This is a genomic window from Elusimicrobium minutum Pei191, assembly GCF_000020145.1.
GTDB lineage: Bacteria > Elusimicrobiota > Elusimicrobia > Elusimicrobiales > Elusimicrobiaceae > Elusimicrobium > Elusimicrobium minutum.
This window is the reverse complement of the sequence record NC_010644.1, coordinates 174,523-192,458: the sequence shown is the minus strand read 5'-3', so window position 1 is coordinate 192,458 and position 17,936 is coordinate 174,523. Positions and strand designations below refer to the sequence as shown.

Annotated in this window: 17 protein-coding genes, 1 tRNA gene and 1 pseudogene; 12 read left to right on the top strand and 7 right to left on the bottom strand. The window is 39.6% G+C overall.

Annotated elements, in window-relative coordinates:
• Positions 1-4: 4 nt before the first annotated feature.
• Genes EMIN_RS00915 through EMIN_RS07970 form a run of 3 tightly spaced genes read right to left on the bottom strand, consistent with a single transcriptional unit; the run spans position 5 to position 2,013 of the window.
• Entirely contained in the window at positions 5-700 is a 696-nt protein-coding gene (locus EMIN_RS00915) for a SurA N-terminal domain-containing protein (RefSeq protein WP_012414358.1), read from the bottom strand.
• A gap of 29 nt (positions 701-729) precedes the next feature.
• A complete protein-coding gene (locus tag EMIN_RS00910) occupies positions 730-1,098 on the bottom strand; it encodes a bactofilin family protein (RefSeq protein WP_012414357.1) in 369 nt (122 codons plus the stop codon).
• A gap of 18 nt (positions 1,099-1,116) precedes the next feature.
• Positions 1,117-2,013 carry a M23 family metallopeptidase gene (locus tag EMIN_RS07970; protein ID WP_012414356.1) on the bottom strand — a complete coding sequence of 299 codons (897 nt, stop codon included), beginning with the start codon at positions 2,011-2,013 and terminating at the stop codon, positions 1,117-1,119.
• A 125-nt stretch (positions 2,014-2,138) separates the two neighbouring features.
• Between EMIN_RS07970 and EMIN_RS00900 the strand changes: the two genes are divergently transcribed.
• Positions 2,139-2,212: transfer RNA gene (locus EMIN_RS00900), tRNA-Gln, on the top strand.
• Between the two features lie 72 nt (positions 2,213-2,284).
• Here EMIN_RS00900 and EMIN_RS00895 read toward each other — a convergent pair.
• Positions 2,285-3,463, bottom strand: a complete 1,179-nt coding sequence (locus tag EMIN_RS00895; protein WP_012414355.1) for a metallophosphoesterase family protein — start codon at positions 3,461-3,463, stop codon at positions 2,285-2,287.
• Positions 3,464-3,502: 39 nt separating this feature from the next.
• Between EMIN_RS00895 and EMIN_RS00890 the strand changes: the two genes are divergently transcribed.
• The 6 genes from EMIN_RS00890 (at position 3,503) to EMIN_RS00865 (ending at position 7,653) form a co-directional block, all read left to right on the top strand.
• Complete coding sequence (locus tag EMIN_RS00890; protein ID WP_012414354.1) at positions 3,503-4,348, top strand: hypothetical protein; 846 nt, start codon at positions 3,503-3,505, stop codon at positions 4,346-4,348.
• A 12-nt stretch (positions 4,349-4,360) separates the two neighbouring features.
• Positions 4,361-5,107 (top strand): sensor histidine kinase, encoded by a 747-nt coding sequence (locus EMIN_RS00885; protein WP_012414353.1) that lies wholly within the window; start codon positions 4,361-4,363, stop codon positions 5,105-5,107.
• A gap of 8 nt (positions 5,108-5,115) precedes the next feature.
• Complete coding sequence (locus EMIN_RS00880; RefSeq protein ID WP_012414352.1) at positions 5,116-5,631, top strand: hypothetical protein; 516 nt, start codon at positions 5,116-5,118, stop codon at positions 5,629-5,631.
• 16 nt (positions 5,632-5,647) lie between these two features.
• Positions 5,648-6,691: an AI-2E family transporter gene (locus tag EMIN_RS00875; protein WP_012414351.1), complete on the top strand. Its 1,044-nt coding sequence runs from the start codon at positions 5,648-5,650 to the stop codon at positions 6,689-6,691.
• A gap of 79 nt (positions 6,692-6,770) precedes the next feature.
• The gene (locus EMIN_RS00870; protein WP_012414350.1) at positions 6,771-7,193 is read left to right on the top strand and encodes an RDD family protein; all 423 of its coding nucleotides are present in this window, start codon (positions 6,771-6,773) and stop codon (positions 7,191-7,193) included.
• A 22-nt stretch (positions 7,194-7,215) separates the two neighbouring features.
• A complete protein-coding gene (locus EMIN_RS00865; RefSeq protein ID WP_012414349.1) occupies positions 7,216-7,653 on the top strand; it encodes an RDD family protein in 438 nt (145 codons plus the stop codon).
• Between the two features lie 32 nt (positions 7,654-7,685).
• Here the strand turns inward: EMIN_RS00865 and EMIN_RS00860 are convergent, their stop codons facing one another.
• From EMIN_RS00860 to gltA, 3 genes are read right to left on the bottom strand one after another with little or no spacing between them, the layout of a single operon-like run.
• Positions 7,686-8,708: a phytoene/squalene synthase family protein gene (locus tag EMIN_RS00860; RefSeq protein ID WP_012414348.1), complete on the bottom strand. Its 1,023-nt coding sequence runs from the start codon at positions 8,706-8,708 to the stop codon at positions 7,686-7,688.
• A gap of 1 nt (position 8,709) precedes the next feature.
• On the bottom strand, positions 8,710-9,570 hold the full coding sequence (locus EMIN_RS00855; protein ID WP_012414347.1) for a sulfide/dihydroorotate dehydrogenase-like FAD/NAD-binding protein: 861 nt from the start codon (positions 9,568-9,570) through the stop codon (positions 8,710-8,712).
• Positions 9,560-10,957 (bottom strand): NADPH-dependent glutamate synthase, encoded by a 1,398-nt coding sequence (gene gltA / locus EMIN_RS00850; protein WP_012414346.1) that lies wholly within the window; start codon positions 10,955-10,957, stop codon positions 9,560-9,562. Before gltA ends, EMIN_RS00855 begins: the two co-directional genes overlap by 11 nt.
• A 95-nt stretch (positions 10,958-11,052) precedes the next feature.
• Here gltA and EMIN_RS00845 point away from each other — a divergent pair, with 95 nt between their 5' ends.
• From EMIN_RS00845 to mfd, 5 genes and pseudogenes are all read left to right on the top strand, one after another.
• Positions 11,053-11,331 carry a YtxH domain-containing protein gene (locus tag EMIN_RS00845; RefSeq protein WP_012414345.1) on the top strand — a complete coding sequence of 93 codons (279 nt, stop codon included), beginning with the start codon at positions 11,053-11,055 and terminating at the stop codon, positions 11,329-11,331.
• Between the two features lie 96 nt (positions 11,332-11,427).
• Positions 11,428-11,976 (top strand): LemA family protein, encoded by a 549-nt coding sequence (locus EMIN_RS00840; RefSeq protein ID WP_012414344.1) that lies wholly within the window; start codon positions 11,428-11,430, stop codon positions 11,974-11,976.
• A 25-nt stretch (positions 11,977-12,001) separates the two neighbouring features.
• Positions 12,002-12,139 (top strand): annotated as a pseudogene (locus EMIN_RS08680) (type IV pilin protein); the annotation flags it as partial.
• A gap of 445 nt (positions 12,140-12,584) precedes the next feature.
• Entirely contained in the window at positions 12,585-14,726 is a 2,142-nt protein-coding gene (locus EMIN_RS07965) for a penicillin-binding protein 1A (RefSeq protein ID WP_012414343.1), read from the top strand.
• 33 nt (positions 14,727-14,759) lie between these two features.
• Entirely contained in the window at positions 14,760-17,894 is a 3,135-nt protein-coding gene (gene mfd, locus EMIN_RS00830) for a transcription-repair coupling factor (RefSeq protein WP_012414342.1), read from the top strand.
• Positions 17,895-17,936 lie beyond the last annotated feature (42 nt).

Below are 17,936 nucleotides of genomic sequence, written 5' to 3'. Positions count from 1 at the left end.
ACAATTACTCCTGGATTAAACTTTTAATTTCATTTTTACTGTTAAAATCAATAAGAAAAGCGTCTTGAGCGGCAAGGCTTTTTGTTTCGGCCACGGTCGGAATAAAATCCTCTTTTTTCTTAGCGTAATCTTTGATAGTACCGTATTGGGTTTTATAATTAAATAAAAGTTCTTCAGGGGTGGATTTATATGAAGACATGATAATATTAGCCATCTTATTCATTTGCATGTTTCTGCGTTCCTGGTTTTCAAATTCCGCAGGCGTCATCATAAGCTGGTTTCTAACTGTCCACACGTATGCCTGCTTGCTAAATAAACCGTTGTTTGTAAAAGCGGGAGCAGTTTGAATCATATAAGCTATTTCAAAATCGGGTGTGTGAATACCGTATTTTTCAGCGCTTTGTACCATGGCCGACTGGAACATTAAAGTCTGAAGAGCACGCTGTTTAAGATAGTTTAAAAGAGAGCCGCCGTCATCGTCAAAATCTTCCGTGGCTAATCTCCTGAGTTCGCGTTCCTGTTGTTCCACAATTCTGTTATACTGTCTGGCTTTTATTTTTTCATTGCCTACTTTTGCAATTGTTTCATGGTTGGAAAGCCCCACCGAAAAAGAATTATATCCGGCGTAAAACAAACCTCCGATAAAAGAGATGACAATAACTATAATAATGATGTTTTTATACTTTTGCAAAAAAGACATTGAAAACTCCTTTTTAATTTGATTGTAAATTATTTTTCTTCTTCTTTAGCGGGGGCTATAACCACCATGCCGTTTAAAACGGCGCCTTCTTCAACGGCTATTTTTTCCGCTCGTATATCGCCTTTAATCTTGGCCGTGGCGGAAACTTCAAGCGCGTCCGCGCATATATTTCCGGTTACAGAGCCGCTTACTACGATTGTTTGCGCGCTTAAATCACCTTCCACCGCGCCGTCAACCCCTATAACAATATGCCTTGCATTATCAACACAGCCGCTTAAACGGCCGTCAACTCTTAAGGAGCCCTGTACGTTAAGAGTGCCTTGAAAGTAACAATCAGCGCTGATTACGGAAACATGTTCTCCCGAAGTAAAATCTGTATTCTTTTTTAAAAATGTCATACCAATCCTCCAAAATTCCTAATCAAAATATTTTCTGGGGTTAACGGGGTTGCCGTCTAACCAAACTTCATAATGCAAATGTACGCCCGTTGACCTTCCCGTAGTGCCCATAGTAGCTATTTTATCCCCTCTTTTCACAACATCCCCGGCTTTTACTATAATGCCGGTAACATGCCCATAAAGAGTGGAATATCCGTAACCGTGGTCAACCAAAACAGCCTGGCCGAATCCGCTTGCCCAACCCGTGTGCCTTACAACACCGTCAGCAGTTACAACTATAGGACTGTCCGGTTTATCCGCAAAATCAAGGCCTTTATGCATTGCCCCCGTAGGCGCTCCGAAAGGAGAAAGCCTGTAACCGAAGCCGGAAGTTATTCTCCCGTTTGATGGTCTTATAGAAGGCGTAGCGTTAATATTACTTTTTTTGTTTGCGTAGTACCACGCTATTTCTTGAAAATTAGCCAGCCTTTGTTTCGCCAGATTTTCAATATTATCAATATATTCTTTATAATCTTCTTCTAAAATATCGCCGCTTCCGCGCGCGAATACTTTGCTAAATAAAAGTTTTTCTTCTTCGGAACCCGGAGTCGGGTTATTCTTGCCCACAGGCATGCCGAGCATCTGCCTCATTTGCCTTTCGGTAGTTTGCGTAAGTTCCAAATATTTTCTTCCGCGTTCAAGCTCTTCACCGATAATGGCAAGTTTGGCTTTCATTATTTGGTTGTCAGCGCGCGTAAGGCTGTAATCATAACTCCTTATCAGCACATAACAAGCCCCGATTATCGATAATATCCAAAGGAAAAATATAATTACTACCGTAATCAGCCTTACTCTTATCTTTACAGTGTTTAACTTACTTGGCATTACAATTATATCAACGCGGTCTTTAAACACTTTTGATAAAAACTTTAACATATTTAAATTTTATCATATTTAATGCCGCTATCTTATAATGAGAACGCTGTATTTCAACATTTAGCAGGAACGCATCTTCACATAAAATTGTAAAAATGGTAAAATATACATACTTAAAAATTTAATTCGGGATGGTGAAATGGTATCACAGGCGCCTCTGGAGCGCTTATTCTAGGTTCGAATCCTAGTCCCGAAACCATATAAACAGCCTGCCGGATTTCCGGCAGGCTGTTAGTTTTAAATTATTAAGCCGCATAAACGGCTCTCTTAATTACAGGCTTTGGTAAAGCTCTAAAGTGTCAACTAAAGTCCCGTCCAAGTTATAAACGTTTACCGTAAGCTTACGGTCAACAATTTCGCCCACGCCGTAAACCTGTCCGGAAAGGAACCTCGCGGTCCATGGTTCTTTAAACTCTCTTTTAGTAAGTTCGGCGGAAGCCCCCGTCCCAAAAGTTTGGTAAACAATACCTTTTAAACTTTCAACTCCTTCTCTTATCGGGAAAGTGCGTTCATAACTGCGTTCATCTCCCTGGAAAACAACGTTTACGCCGTAATATTCGAAAAGGTTAGTAAAAGCGTTTTTCACATCCTCATTAGAACCTTTCGCTCCGGAGGAATATGCCGGCAAATGCATAACAACCACTTTCCATTTGCCGGCTTCCGTAGTGGCTAAAGCTGTTCTTAACCAGTCATACTGCGCGCTGTCTTTTGTAATACCGGGAGCAAATAAAGCGCCCGCTGCTGAAGAAGTATCCAAAAATATAAACCTTGCGTTGGCCGTGTCAAAATAATAGTAGTTGGGGGTACCCTTACCCCAGCTCATTGTATGCACCCTTGAATAGTTGGTTCTAAAAAAGCCTCTACTTTCTTTATCTTTTAAATCGGGTCCGTATTCTTTATCACCGACAGCGATAAACATAGGCGCCTTTGCCAAAACATCTTTAAAAGGGGTAAAAAACTCTTTATCCGCGTCCAAAGCCGAACCTGTTGAAACTAAATCACCCGTGTGAATATAAAAATCCGGATTATGTTTTTTTAACTTTTCAACCAATGCGGGCAATAATTCCCCGCTTCCCGCAGTGTTTCCGAAAATAACAAATTTAACCACTTTACGCTCAGGACTGTATAAAGTTTTAAATTTCCCGGTTCTGGGTTCCTGCACGCCGTCCTCCGCGTTATTTTGTATATAAGCTTTATAACAAAATTCCTTATTGGCAACCAGCCCGTGCAAAACAACCTCATGCGAAGTGGACTTGGGAGATATTGTCATTATCTGGTTGCATTTAGGCGACGGTCCGTACTCAAACCAGCCCACGGAAGGAACATCCGTATGCCATTTAATTATGGCGGTGGTGAGGGTAGGATCCTCAACATAAGGTCCGCGGGTAAATTCCGCACCGAAACCAAACGCTGAAATATTTAATAAAATAAAAACTAAGAGTTTCTTCATGCTCTTATTTTACAATAAAATTTGGTAATCTATAGAAATATGAGAAAATTTATATTATTAATATTATGTGTTTTAGCCGCGGCGCAGTTGCAAGCCGCCAAAATCAGCAATTCATTTTATTTTAATTCTGATTTTATTAAAAATGATTTATCTTTCGCCGCGCCTGTTACCGACCGCCTTTCAATAGGTGTAGACGGGTCATATTTAAATCATGATATCCATAACGACGACATATATACCTTTTATATCCCGGCATCTCTGTCAACAGATTTAATGCGAATTGTCTTTCGCCCGTTTTTCACGCCGAAAACAAATGAACTTTATTCATACGGGGCCATGGGACATCTTCTTTTAACTCTTAACAATAATGACAACGCCAACCTTTACACCCAGGCTTTATTGTCAATTTCATACGCAAACCAAAAAGCTGATATTGAAAAAAATAATGTCATAGAAAGAGACAATTACGGCCAGGTAGCCTACTCGCTCGGATTAAGGCAAAATTTTTATAACGCTTTTTTATTTGGCGTTACCGCGAACCTTTTTCAGTATGTTAACGGCATAAGCAATGTAACCGCTATAAGATCGGTGATGGATCAGAACTCTCTTGTTGATTTAAAAACTTTTGATATTATTTATGATTTGCCCAAATATTCCATAGGCGCCATGTTCAACAGAATGTTTTTAGACAGAAACGCCAACGTCTATGTTAATTATAATTTTATTGAATATTATACCGCTGATTCCGACCACTCAATAACGGTAGGGAATGATTTTCCTATAGCAAAAGGCTGGAAAGCGGACATAGCCTATAACCATATAAGGGCAACAAACCACGGAAGTAAAAGAGATATTTTCAGAGTAGGGTTAAGCGTATTATTTTAAGAGGGTTTTATTATGACAAATAAAGATGATATCGCCTCAAGGGTGCTTGCCCTTGTGTCACACAAATTAAGAACGCCTCTGTCTATTATTAACGGATATTCGGAGGCTATTATCGCGCAAAAAAGCAAAGAAAAATTTTCCCCCTTTACTGAAAAAGCTTTTGAGGAAATCAACAAGCAGGGGCAAAAACTTGCTATCTTGGTTGACAAGTTGCTGCGTTTTACAAAAATTGAAGAAATGAGTCAGCTTGAAATAGTGAAGAATGAAGTTAATTTAAAAAGTCTTCTTAAAGAAGCATCCGCAGAATGTATTGTTTATTCCACGGAAGGAAGCAACCGCTCAATCATTATAAAGTCAAACAACATTTCGCGTGATTCCTGCGCTATTGAAATTATTTGCCCTGACGATCTTATGGTAAATATAGACGCTAACTATTTTAAAATGGCCATTAAAGAACTTATTGACAACGCTATAAAGTTTAATAACCATATAGAAAGGCTTATAAAAATATATTGCACAAAAAACACTAATTATGTTTCTATTTCAATTAAAGACACCGGTACGGGAATACGCCCCGGAGAAATAAGCAGACTTTTTGAAAAGTTTTACCAAATTGACGACTATTTTACAGGACAAATCGAAGGATGGGGCTTAGGGCTTCCTTATGTAAAAAAAGTCATGGACTTACACGGAGGATCCGTAAGCGTAGTAAGCGACCAGGGGTCCGGCTCCGTTTTTACTTTAAATATACCCAACTGATAAATTAAATGCAAAATATAAACTATTTTTTTGAAAACACCGAGACAAAACTGGAAACCATGCGCAAAGAAATAAGCGCTGCGGGCAAGCAGCTTTATTCTTTTGTACCCAGGCTTGAGTCATTAAGCGCGCAGGTTAAAAAAGGTATCCATACTAGAGATGAATCTTTAGAAAAAGAATTTAACATTACCGCAAAAACAATATATGACCTTGCCAACACAAGCGAGGAGTTTTGGGCTAAAACAAGAGAGGAACTTAGAAATTTAAGCAAGAAGGAAATTACCGAAGTTTACAGTCTTGAAGTTAAAACGGTTAATTTAAAATCCAGAACTTTAGCAAAAACGATAGATGAATTTCAATCCGCTTTCGGTTATGTATATCCTACGGCGAAAGACTCTTCTTTAAAACTTAATTTGTGGATGATTGAAACCGCAACGCTTACTTTAGACAAGCTTGCGAATAAAATACTTTTTATGGCGCGTGAACTAAGTAAAATTTTAGAGGCCAAAAAAACTATTTATTAAAACAGGGGAAGTTGTTATGTCTGAACATATTGAACGAATTATTTCAAGCACAAAAGTCCTTCATTTTATATCAGTTTGCGTAGCTATACTTGCCAGTGTGGCGCTTGCGTTTTGTCTGATTTTTACCAAATCGGTTTCCATGCCGTTTGTCATAGCGGTGCTTATTTATACGGTATTAGCGCCTATGATACGTTTCTTAACAAAAAAAACAAAGATGCCAAACCTTCTTATACTTTCGCTTACGTTTTTGGCTGTTTGCGGCCTTACCGCGCTGGTCGCAATATTTATATATAACTCCATAGGCAGTTTTATAAGCGGCGCGGACGCTTATAGAGAAAAACTTATCGATATAGCGAATTGGGCGACATTTACCGCGTCCAAATATAATTTTCACATAGACAACGCTTTTATTTTAGACGCACTTAGAAACCTGCCCGTATTTACGTTTGTTAAAAGCCTGGGCAGCGTACTGCTTTCTTTATCAATTTCCACATTTTTAGTTATTATTATCTTATTCTTTTTCTTTGCCGGATCCCGCGCGGCGGAACAAAAAACAACCAAAGAAAGTAAAACCATGCAGGAAATACAAAGTAGAATTTCTTTTTATATAACGGTTAAAGTGGCCGTATCTTTAATAACAGGTATCGTGGTTTGGATAATATTGGGCGCGTTTAACGTTGAACTGGCTTTTATGTTCGGATTTATAACTTTTTTTCTTAATTTTATACCCAATGTCGGTTCAATAGTTGCGGTTCTGCTGCCGGTGCCCGTAATATTTTTACAATATGGATTGGGTTCCAGATTTATAATTATAATGAGTTTAGCCATAACAGCCCAGTTTGTGCTTGGTAACATTATTGAACCAAAAGTAATGGGCAGCGCCGTAGACATGCACCCGGTAACCGTTATATGCGCGTTAGTGGTGTGGAGTTTAATTTGGGGAATAGCCGGCGCATTTCTGGCCGTTCCGCTGACAGCAGCGATACAGGTAGTTATGGCAAGGTTTAAAACAACCGCGCCGCTGGCCGAACTCATGGCGGGAAGAATACCTTCCTTCTAGTCTTTACTTCACGTTTTTCTTTTTATATGATATTTAAAGTATTTAATTATAAAAAACGCAGTTAACAAAAGGAGAAAAAATGGCATATTCAGCATTCTGGAGAAGGTTAGTGGCATATATTATTGACGGTATAATCATAGGCTTAATAGATACGATTATCAGTTTTGTATTAGGCTTTGTAGCCGCTATTACAGGCTCACAGGCTCTTATAACTATCGCTACGTTACTTTCATTAATAATAGGATTAGCGGTATTTATAGCCTATTTCGCTTATCAGGAAAGCTCGGAAGATCAGGCCACTATAGGTAAAAAAGCTATGGGCATTAAAGTTGTTGATATGAACGGAAACAGAATCCCCCTTAAAACAGCCGCAATAAGATCAGCTTCCAAGATTCTTTCCGCAGCCATTATATACATAGGTTTTATTATGGCCGCTTTTACGCAGCAAAAACAAGCTTTGCACGATATAATAGCCAAAACCCTTGTTATTGACGCAAAATAATAAAGGCTAAACCGGAGGAATCATGACATACGCTGGATTTTGGAAAAGATTTTTAGCTTATATAATTGACTATTTTATTGTTTTTATAGCCAGTTTTATATGCGGGTTCATGATAGGCATTTTATTAGGCATACTTATGGCTGTTTTTAATATTAACCCGCAAGAAGCCGAAGCGGCTCTAAGCTTTGCGGGCGCACTTGTCGGATTGAGTATATGGTTTTTATACTTCGCAATATTTGAAAGTTCAAAACTGCAGGCAACTCCCGGCAAATTATCAATTGGCATCAGAGTAACAGGTCTTAACGGGGAAAGAATAACTTTCCTTCGCGCTTTAGGCAGAACGGCTGCTAAAATTATTTCCGTCATTATTTTGGCGATAGGATTTATCATGGCGGCTTTTACACAAAAAAAGCAGGCTTTGCACGATATAATAGCCCAAACGCTTGTCATAAACAAATAGTTTTAAAAACCCCCGCTTTAAGCGGGGGTTTTTTATTTAATCAAGCTATCTATTTTTTTAACCCGTCTGAAAAACATAAAATCAAAAAAGTTGTTTGAAATAATATACCCGAGGCTTAACAAAATAGTAATATAAATTTTAAATTTGGATATTCTTGCTTTTTCATTTCCAAAAGTATTTCGTGCTTTAAGAAGCAAGATAAAACTATCAAGGCTCCACAGCATAGGCCACGCTACGGATATTCTTATTTGCCATTGTTTTACGGGTATGGCTTTATAAAAAGCACTGCCGGAACCTATGTTATCCCTGCCCCAAACAATCCATTTTTTTAAAACATCCAGCAATTCTTCGGATAGTATTTTATTTTTCAAATCTTCCCGCTTAACACCGGCAGTTCTTAATTCATCTTCGGGAAAATAACACCTGCCGTTATTTAGGTCTTCTTTAATATCTCTCAAAACATTTACTATTTGTAAAGCCCGGCCGACATTGCGCCCCATATTAATAAAAGAGTCTTTATCTAAAGCCACAGGCGTATATTTTAAAATAAGCTTGCTCCAAAAAACACCGGGCGCGCCGCCCATGGTATCACAGTAATATTCAAGTTCTTCCTTAGTTTTTAAACAGGTAAGACCGCCTTTCTTGAATGTTTTTAAATCAAAAGACATGCCTTCGCACACCTTTTTTAATATATCAAAAACAAGTTCCTTATCTTCTTTATTAAGCATGCCGTATATTTTGGCTACAAACGGTATTTTTTGCAAAAGAAATCTTTCGTTTTGCTTTAAAGAATCTGAAGAAACTTCTTTAATTATTTTTTCTATTTCCCCGGATTTATTTTTGTTAATAATATCAGGAAAACGTTCTATCCAAAAAAGCCTTCTTTCAAAATCTATTAAATCAGTATCGGCAACAGTATCCGCGCAGCGGCATACAAGGTAAGCGATACTAAACGTTTCCCTAAATCCTGAGGGTAAAACTTTAGCGCTTAACTCAAGCGTTCTTGCCGTTTTTTTCAACAAATCATTTAACAGCTTTTGTTCTTGTTCATTCATTTTAATGCAAACCTGATTTGCAAATGTGTTTTTCCTTATAAAGGTCAAAACTTAGTTTTTCTTTATCTTTATATTCGCCGGTGCGTCTGGAAAGTTCATCAAAATCAACCAAGTCGCCCTCAAACATAGGACCGTCGACACAAGCAAATTTAACTTCACCGCCTACGGTTACCCTGCAGCATCCGCACATACCCGTGCCGTCAAGTAAAATAGGGTTTAAACTGGCGTAAGGTTTTATACCCAGTTTAGACATTAAAATACTTGTAAATTTCATCATTGGAATAGGGCCTATTATAAAACCAACGTCTATTTTATTGCTTTCGTCTACAAGTTTTTGTATTGCGTCAGTAACCAAACCTTTAGCCCCGCAGCTTCCATCATCGGTAGACACTATTGTCATATCTGAAAGATTTTTCATCTCTTCTTCTAAAATAAGAAGCGCTTTTGTCCTGCAACCTAAAACAGAAATTACTTTATTGCCCGCTTCTTTTAAAGCTTTTGCTATGGGGTAAACTTCCGCTATGCCTACGCCGCCTCCCACAACGGCAGCAGTGCCGTAATTTTTAATTTCCACCGGCATTCCCAAAGGCCCGACTACAGATGTAAACCTGTCCCCCGTTTTAAGGTTATTATACATAGCGGTTGATTTGCCTATTGCCTGTACAATAACAACAATGGTTCCTTTGTCCGCGTCCCAGTCAACTAAAGTAACAGGTACTCTCTCTCCTTCTTTATCGCTGTCATGTTTTATAATAACAAACTGCCCCGCCTTTGCTTTTGCGGCTATTTTAGGGGCATAAATTTCAAAACGCGCTATATCTTGCGAAAGCTGCTTTTTGTCCGTAACTGTATTAATAATCATTACCAACCCCCAAATATTCGTTAATTTTACGGGCGGCTATAATGCCGTCTTTCATAGCCAGCAGAACCGTAGCCCCGCCTCTTATAATATCGCCGCCGGCGAAAACGCCTTTTAAAGAAGTTTCTCCAAATTCAGTGGCTTCCAAAACGCCTTTAGAAGTAACTTTAAGTTCTTTTGTTTTTTTTGGGATAATAGGATTAGGCTTTTGCCCTATTGCCACTATAACGGTATCAACATCCAATGTAAATTCCGAACCCGGCACGCAAACAGGCTTTCTTCTACCATCGGGGCCGGGCTCGCCAAGTTCATTACGTGTGCATACCAAACCTTTAACACGGCCTTTTTCATCGGCAAGAATTTCTTTCTGCACGGTTAAAAATTCAAATTTAATGCCCTCTTCCATAGCGTTATGTATTTCCTCTTCTCTTGCGGGCATTTCTTCCAAACTTCTTCTGTAAACTACAGTAACGCTTTCCGGACCCAAACGCATAGCGCATCTCGCCGCGTCCATAGCGCTGTTGCCGCCGCCTAAAACAGCCACCCTTTTACCTATGTTAACAGGAGTGTCCACCTCCGGGAATTTATAGGCTTTTAACAAATTTATTCTTGTTAGAAATTCATTTGCGCTGTAAACGCCCACGCTGTTTTCACCGGGAATATTCGCCATTGTTGGCAATCCAGCGCCGCTTCCTATATAAACAGCGTCAAATTGTTCTTTAAGCTCCTCTATTGTAACGGAAGCCCCTACAAGCACGTCGCGCTCAAAAACAACGCCCATGGCCTGAACGGTTTCCACCTCTTTAGATATTACTTCTCTGGGTAATCTGAAAGAAGGTATGCCGTATCTTAAAACTCCTCCATAATCGTGTAAAGCCTCAAAAACAACAACTTCATGCCCTGCTCTTCTTAATTCCGCTGCCGCCGAAAGTGATGACGGCCCGCTGCCCACACAGGCTACTCTTTTGCCTGTCCATGCGGACGGTTCCGGCGCTTTTAAAACGCCTTGTTCTCTTGCCGTGTCAGCCACATATCTTTCAAGAAGTCCTACGGCTACTGGCTCAAATCTGCCGTTAAGGATACAGGCGCCTTCGCAATGGTTTTCCTGCGGGCATACCCTTCCGCAAATGGCGGGCAAAAGGCTTGTTTCCATAATTTTACTGGCCGCACCGCCCATATCATCTTTTAAAACCAAAGATATAAATTCCGGTATTTTTACGTTCACAGGGCACGCGGCCGAACATTTAGCGTTTTTACAGTTTAAACAGCGCTGCGCCTCAGCTTTAGCTGTCTGCGCCGTTAAACCTTTTACAACCGGGTCAAAGTTTTTAACTCTCTCTTCAGGGGTTTGGATTATGCCCTTTTGTCTTGGGGCCGAAGGATTGGCCATATTAAGGATACCTCTTGTTATTTAAATGATATAATGAAACTAAATTAGACATTATAGATACGATACTATAATTATATAAAAATAGGAGGCAGCTTATGTCAGACAGAAACGGGTTCGGAGTTTTGGGGGCTTTTTTACTTGGCGGAGCGCTTGGCGCTATCGCCGGCCTTTTAATGGCGCCTGAAAAAGGTGAAGACACAAGGGAAAAACTGAAAGACTGGATGGAAGATAATCTAGACGAAAGCAAAGAAAACCTTGAGGAATTGAAAGAAGAAATTGAACGTAAATTAGATAAAAAGAAAAAACAGCTCGGCAAAAAACTTAACCAAATAAAAGAAGATATAGCCGAAGCAGTTTTAGAAGAAGGTAAATAAAAGTTTAAAATAAAAAAGCCCTTTTAAAAGGGCTTTTTTATTTGTTTTTTTAACAATTTTATGATATCCTTCTGGATAATTTAAATAGGAATTAATATGATAAAAATATTTTTCATCTTAATTATTGTTTTGTTAATAGCCGCCGTGCTGATATTTAACAAACTGATATCTTTACGCAACAGAGTTAAAGAAGCGTGGAGCGGTGTTTTAGTACAGCTTAAATTACGTTATGATTTAGTAAACAATTTAGTACAAACCGTTAAAGCTTACGCCCGGCACGAACAGCAAACTTTAACGGCGGTTGTATCGGCAAGGAATATAGCGCAAACAGCCGTTTCGCCCCAGGCTAAAGGCGGGGCGGAACCCAAACTGTCCGGGGCTATAAAAAGCATTTTTATGCTTTCCGAACAATACCCGCCGCTTAAGGCTGACAAAAATTTTTTGGAATTACAAAACCAGCTTGTCAAAATAGAGCAAAATATACAAATGGCCCGCCGTTACTATAACGGCTCCGTGCGTGATTTAAATAATACCGTATCACGTTTCCCTACAAATATAGTGGCTAAGCTCTTTAATTTTAATGAGGAAACATTTTTTGAACTTGAAAACCAAAACGAACGCTTAGCTCCAAAAACAAACTTTTAATAAAAAGAAGATATCATAAAAAGGATTTATGTTAATTGAGTTTTTAGTAGTTGTGTCTATTATAGGCATACTTACGGCTATCGCTTTACCGCAATATACCGCAGCCGTTGGAAAAAACAAAGCCGCCGGTATGATGCCTCTTATAAGAACGCAAGGCCTCTAACGCAAGATGTTTTTTGGCTACAGGCTATTACGCTTCCTTTTTTAATGATTTAGATATTGAATTTTCTGGTACAGACAACACCGATTACAGCGCAACACATTGTAAAATTAACAACAAATATACGTATAGACTGCTTACAGATAACGGCCTTGCACAATTTTCAAAACTCTATATATTTACATTGGAATATTATCCTGATAATTAGGCTGTATCAAAAAGGATTATGTTTAAGGGCCTTGCGAATGAGATAAATACCGTAGGCAACAAAGTTTGAAAATCTTTAAATGGGGTTTTAAATTCCGCCTCATCAAGCGAAAGTATAAATTATTACGATTTAAAAGAACATGCCGTATAACAACAATATAAAACCCCGTTTAAATAACGTGGTTTTACAATTTAACACAATTTCCTTTTACCCTTTACATTTTATATACTTTAAGTATATATGAAATTTATAAAAACTTTTTTAGAATTAGCCCGTTCAAAAGCAGCTGTTTATGTTATTTTGGGCGCGCTTTTTATTTCAATTATTATCCTCGCGTGTTTTGCCCGCTATATTTTAAGCGCTCTTCCCCCCGTTTATGAGATGGAGGAGTACACCCCCTCGCTTTCTACAAAAGTTTACGATGTTAATGAAAAGCTGATTCATGAATTTTCTATAGAAAAACGCAGTATGGTACCTTTGGAAGAAATCCCTGTAGATATACAGAACGGTGTTATCGCTATGGAAGACAGGGCTTTTTTTGAACACCCCGGATTCTCTATAAAAGGCACCCTGCGCGCCGTGATTTATGATTTATTTACAGCCAGGGCCAAGCAGGGCGGCTCCACCTTAACGCAGCAGCTTTCCAGAGGCGTCTTTTTAAGCAAAGAAAAAAAGATTATAAGAAAAATAAGAGAAATTATTTTAGCCGTTCAAATAGAAAACCGCTTTAGCAAGTATGAAATTTTGCAGCTTTATTTAAATGAAATTTACTTCGGTCGCGGGGCTTACGGCATTAAAGCGGCCGCAAAAAAATATTTTAATAAAGAACTGCAGGATTTGTCGCTGGCGGAATCGGCCCTTTTAGTAGGCGTAATACCCGCGCCTGAACGCTACAACCCGTTCTCCAGCCCGGACAGAGCGCTTGAAAGAAGAAGACTTGTTTTAAAAGTTATGCAGGAACAAGGTTTTATTACAGAAGAAGAAGCCGCCTTAGCTATGGAAGAGCCTCTGCCAGAAAAAGCGCCCGAAGAAAAAGATAAACCCGGACAGTATTTTATTGAGCATATAAGAAGATATTTAGAACCAAAGTACGGCATGGATGTGCTTTGGAAAGCTGGCCTTAGCATCTACACCACTATTGATATTGAAAAACAAACCGCTGCGGAAGAACTTATGGAGAAAAAGCTTCATGAGTATGATTTAAAAATAGCAAAAGGGCTTGGCATTGATATTCCTGAATTTAGCGACGAAAACGTTGAAACTACGGAAGACGGCGAGCCTGTTGAACCCACAGAGCCGGACCTGACCAATTACCCAAGGCTGCAGGGCAGCTTTATAGTGCGCGACGTTAAAACAGGCGCTGTACGCGTTTTAATAGGCGGGCGCGATTATTCCGAATCACGTTTTAACAGGGCTACACAATCAAAAAGGCAGCCCGGTTCGAGCTTTAAGCCTTTTGTGTGGATGGCGGCCTTACAAAAAAATTATACCCCGGCCACTTTAGTAAAAGATTTGCCGACATTATTTTATTTTGACGGCAAGAACTGGCGTACCTTTGACGAGGAAGAGGACCAGTACTCTCTTTCTTTGGCGGGCCAGTCCTTTATTTCAAGCAAAAGTTTTTCAGTTTGGGTGCCTCAAAATATGGGCGGGCGCTCTTCAGGCTGGGTAACTTTAAGAAGCGCTTTGGAAAAATCTAAAAATCTTGTAGCCGTTAACTTAATTGACGCTATCGGCATAGGCAATGTGATAAGCGTTGCCAGAAAAGCGGGCATAAAAAGCAACTTGGCCCCAGTGCCGGCGCTTGCTTTGGGCGTATCAGCCGTTACGCTTGAAGAACTTTTAAGCGCAATGTCCACATTTGGCAATAACGGCATTCATACGGAAAATTATTTTATAGAAAAAGTTGTTGACGCTAACGGACGTGTTTTAGAACAGCATATACCTTATGAGCAGGGCGCGTTTTCACAGCAGGATTCCTATTTATTAATTAATATGATGAAAGGCGTTACCGACAGAGGAACCGCCGGCGCCGCCAGAACATTAAAAAGACCTTTAGCCGCCAAAACAGGCACCAGCCAAAACCACCGCGACACCTGGTTTGTAGGCATGACGCCGCAAACAGCCGCCGCGGCCTGGATGGGATATGACGACGATACTTCACAAAAAGACGGGCGTTGGACGGGGGGCGGAAGTGTTGGGCCGTGGTGGACTGATATTATGGAAGTCATTTTAAAAGATGAAGAACCTTTAGACTTCCCCGTTCCGGAAGGTATTTCATTTGTTTATATAAACCCCGTTACAGGCAAACTGGCCCAACCTACGGACAGAACAAAATTTTTGGAAGCATTCAAAAAAGGTACTGAACCAAAATCTTTCTAATTTGAAATTTGAATATTTAATTTAAACCGTTTTATGACGCAAAAAAACAACCTTGCCTATTTTTACGGCCTGCCCAACTTTGGAGCAAAGGCAAGGTTTGTTTTTGACAAATTTTCAAGTTTGGATAAAAATTCCGTCTTTGTTTCTAACGAAGAAGAGGATTTGGACGCGTTTGAATCCGCGCTAAAAACATGGTCAGAAGGCAAAATTTTAACAGAAGTATACCTTTCAGATGACAAAGGCATGTTAATGCATGCTTTATACAAAATATTAAAATCTTCCGCGCCTTTAGCCATAACCAGCACTTACCAAAATTTAAATATACCGTTGCCGGGTAAAAAAGATTTCTTATCAAAACTAAAAAACATAAAACAAACTGAAGTTTTAAAACGCGGCGACCTTATAGATTATTTGCATTCCTGCGGCTATAAACGCGAAGAGTTTACCGAAAACCCCGGTGAGTTTGCTGTGCGCGGCAGCGTGGTTGATGTTTTTATACACGGACAAAAACTGCCGGCGCGCTTATACTTCGCAGGCAATATTGTTGAAACTATAAGCTCTTTTGACGTAGATACGCAAAACACCAAAGAATATAAAAATGAAATTACCGTTATACCTCTTCACTTTGAGGAACTGCCTTCAAATATAAAGAACTGGGCGGGAGAGGCAGCTTTTATTTTTGATAATCCCGCTTCGGATTTTGACGCTACCGAATATGATAACGCCGTAATAATTTCCCCCATTCCCCACGGCGAAAATTACGCTTTAAATGCCAATATAAAATTTAACGCGAACATGGACCTTGCCACTAAAGAAATAAATTCTTTATCTCTGCAAGGCTATGATATAGCAGTTTTTTGTTTAAACAGAGGTGAAGAGGACAGGCTTAAAGAACTTTTTAATAACCACGGTATTTTAAATAAAGTTTCTTTTAAAATAGCGGACATCACGCAAGGTTATTACAGCGTAAAAGACAAAAAGGCTTACATAACCTCTTCTGAAATTTTAGACAGGAATTACCACACAAGCTCTTTGCTTAAAAACTTTGAAATCGAAGGCGCTAAAAGAGTGCGTTTTAAAGATTTGGTTGAAGGCGACTATATTGTGCACCAAACCCACGGCATAGGCCGGTACAGAGGGCTTGAAACGCTTGATAAAGACACTGCGCCGACAGACGCTCTTGTAATAGAATACCGCAAAGGAAGCAAGCTTTTTGTACCCGTGCAGGATTTTGGCAAAGTGCAAAAATATATAGGCGTAAAGGGCAAAACGCCGCCGTTATCGCACTTAGGCGGAGTGGCGTGGAAAGAAGTTAAAAGACGAGTTAAAGAAGCTGCCCAAAAAGACGCTGAGGAAATTTTAAAAATGGAAGCCTTAAGAAGCGCGGCCAACGCCAAACCTTTAACAGGTGACGCCCAGCTTGAGGCCGAGTTTGCCGATTCCTTCCCCTACATTCAAACGCCTGATCAAAGCCAGGCCATAAGCGAAATTTTAGACGATTTAACCAGACAAAAAACCATGGACCGCGTTTTAGTGGGCGACGTAGGATTCGGCAAAACGGAAGTCGCCATGAGGGCGGTTATGCGCACCGCTTTAAGTTCAAAACAAGTTTTGGTTTTGGTACCTACAACAATTTTGGCCGCGCAGCATTACAAGACTTTTGTTAAGCGTATGGCCTCATTTCCCGTATCTGTTGAAATGTTAAGCAGGTTTCAAACTAAGGCGGAGCAAAAAATTATTGTTGAAAAAATAAGAAAAGGCACCGTAGATATTGTGGTGGGTACGCACAGACTTCTTTCTAAAGATATTTCTTTCGCTAATCTAGGACTTGTTATCATAGATGAAGAGCACCGCTTTGGCGTCAAACAGAAGGAAAAAATTAAAGCAAAAACAGCTGGCGTACATACGCTTATGCTTTCCGCCACACCGATACCGCGCACTTTAAACCAGTCGCTTTCATCTCTTAGGAATTTATCTCTTATTGAAACCCCCCCGCAAGGTCGTATGCCCGTAAAAACAATTGTAACGCCTTGGAATAATGATTTGGCCGCCAACGCCGTAAGGCAGGAAATAGGCCGCGGAGGACAAGTGTATTTTGTTTATAACAGAGTGCAAAGTATGGAAAGCAGGCTTGAGCTTTTAAAACGCCTAGTGCCTGAAGCCCGCATTTGTATGGCGCACGGGCAAATGAATGAAACTGCATTAGAAAAAACCCTATGGGCTTTTTATAATCATGAATATGATATTTTGTTAGCTTCCACAATTATAGAATCCGGCCTGGATATCAGTAACGCAAACACTTTAATAATAGAGTCCGCACAGGATTTCGGCCTTGCGCAATTATACCAACTACGCGGCAGAATAGGCCGCGGTGACAGGAAAGCCTATTGCTATTTATTTCACCCTGACTGGCTGTTCCAAAAACCGAAAGACAATATTGAACGTGAAAATAATTTTGAGGATTTAAAAGCTTTTTTAACAAAAAAGAAAGAAGCCGACCCTACCGAAACTGCAAAAAAACGCCTTTCCGCCCTTATGGAATTTAGTGAACTCGGCAGCGGTTTTAAACTTGCACTGCGCGATATGGAAATAAGGGGCGCGGGAGAGCTTTTGGGCACCAGGCAGCACGGTTTTGCCAATGAAGTAGGTTTAAGTTTATATTGTGATATGGTTGCGGCAGAAGTGAAAAAATTAAAAGGTGAGCCTGTTGAAAAAAAATACCGCGCTACTGTAAACGTACCTGTAGCCGCTTATATACCGCCTGAGTATCTGCCTGATGACAATGAACGCTTACGGTATTATAAGGAGCTTTTAAACAGCGGCGAGCTGGAACAGAAGAAAACTTTAAATAAACTTATCGACTTAGCGGGTCCGCTGCCTGAGGAAGTTAAAACGCTTTCTAAAGTTATTTTAATTTCAAACAAAGCCGGCGAGCTTAATATAAGACATATTGAGGCTACCAAAGATTTTGTGGAATTTTATTTTGCTAAAAACTTTAAAATGCCTGAAGGCGCGATAGGCGAACTTATAGTGAAATACGGCAATAACCTTAAATTTATACCATCCGCCAAAGGCGACGGGTTTAGAATAAATTTAACGCGCGGCGGCGCCAATTATTTTAATGAAATTGAAAACACTCTAAACTTTTTTAATTTAAAAATAAAATAAATATAATTTTAAAATAAAAAACCCGCTTAGAAAGCGGGTTTT

Coding starts and splice junctions, on each gene's coding strand:
- EMIN_RS00915 (WP_012414358.1), bottom strand. CDS start 700: ATGTCTTTTTTGCAAAAGTATAAAAACATCATTATTATAGTTATTGTC.
- EMIN_RS00910 (WP_012414357.1), bottom strand. CDS start 1,098: ATGACATTTTTAAAAAAGAATACAGATTTTACTTCGGGAGAACATGTT.
- EMIN_RS07970 (WP_012414356.1), bottom strand. CDS start 2,013: ATGTTAAAGTTTTTATCAAAAGTGTTTAAAGACCGCGTTGATATAATT.
- EMIN_RS00895 (WP_012414355.1), bottom strand. CDS start 3,463: ATGAAGAAACTCTTAGTTTTTATTTTATTAAATATTTCAGCGTTTGGT.
- EMIN_RS00890 (WP_012414354.1), top strand. CDS start 3,503: ATGAGAAAATTTATATTATTAATATTATGTGTTTTAGCCGCGGCGCAG.
- EMIN_RS00885 (WP_012414353.1), top strand. CDS start 4,361: ATGACAAATAAAGATGATATCGCCTCAAGGGTGCTTGCCCTTGTGTCA.
- EMIN_RS00880 (WP_012414352.1), top strand. CDS start 5,116: ATGCAAAATATAAACTATTTTTTTGAAAACACCGAGACAAAACTGGAA.
- EMIN_RS00875 (WP_012414351.1), top strand. CDS start 5,648: ATGTCTGAACATATTGAACGAATTATTTCAAGCACAAAAGTCCTTCAT.
- EMIN_RS00870 (WP_012414350.1), top strand. CDS start 6,771: ATGGCATATTCAGCATTCTGGAGAAGGTTAGTGGCATATATTATTGAC.
- EMIN_RS00865 (WP_012414349.1), top strand. CDS start 7,216: ATGACATACGCTGGATTTTGGAAAAGATTTTTAGCTTATATAATTGAC.
- EMIN_RS00860 (WP_012414348.1), bottom strand. CDS start 8,708: ATGAATGAACAAGAACAAAAGCTGTTAAATGATTTGTTGAAAAAAACG.
- EMIN_RS00855 (WP_012414347.1), bottom strand. CDS start 9,570: ATGATTATTAATACAGTTACGGACAAAAAGCAGCTTTCGCAAGATATA.
- gltA (WP_012414346.1), bottom strand. CDS start 10,957: ATGGCCAATCCTTCGGCCCCAAGACAAAAGGGCATAATCCAAACCCCT.
- EMIN_RS00845 (WP_012414345.1), top strand. CDS start 11,053: ATGTCAGACAGAAACGGGTTCGGAGTTTTGGGGGCTTTTTTACTTGGC.
- EMIN_RS00840 (WP_012414344.1), top strand. CDS start 11,428: ATGATAAAAATATTTTTCATCTTAATTATTGTTTTGTTAATAGCCGCC.
- EMIN_RS07965 (WP_012414343.1), top strand. CDS start 12,585: ATGAAATTTATAAAAACTTTTTTAGAATTAGCCCGTTCAAAAGCAGCT.
- mfd (WP_012414342.1), top strand. CDS start 14,760: ATGACGCAAAAAAACAACCTTGCCTATTTTTACGGCCTGCCCAACTTT.